A 328-nucleotide genomic window follows, 5' to 3' on the forward strand; every position below is an offset into this window, starting at 1 on the left:
CGTGATACGCTGCGAAAAGCCGTGGGGAGCTGCGAATAAGCTTTGATCCATGGATCTCCGAATGGGGCAACCCACCTCAGATATCTAGAAAATCTGTTTTGCTGCACACTTGAATAGTCTTCTTATTGGTTTGCATGGGACTTCCCATACAGACCTTCAGGTCGTCGCCAATCGTTTGGCGCGCCGTCCGCAGGCCTTCGGCCGTGAGGACAGAGGACACCCGGGAGATCGGGTTCAAGGGTTCAGCGAAAGAGGTTTCTAGATATCGCAATGAGGTATCTGCATCTGAATACATAGGGTGTAAGAAGCGAACGCAGGGAACTGAAAC

At 51.5% G+C, this 328-nt stretch carries 1 rRNA gene; it reads left to right on the forward strand.

What is annotated here, in order from left to right:
- A 23S ribosomal RNA gene (locus ACTJK5_RS23130) occupies positions 1 to 328 on the forward strand; the annotation flags it as partial.

Source organism: Agrobacterium sp. 22094 (genome assembly GCF_052046015.1).
GTDB classification, from domain to species: Bacteria; Pseudomonadota; Alphaproteobacteria; order Rhizobiales; family Rhizobiaceae; genus Agrobacterium; species Agrobacterium cavarae.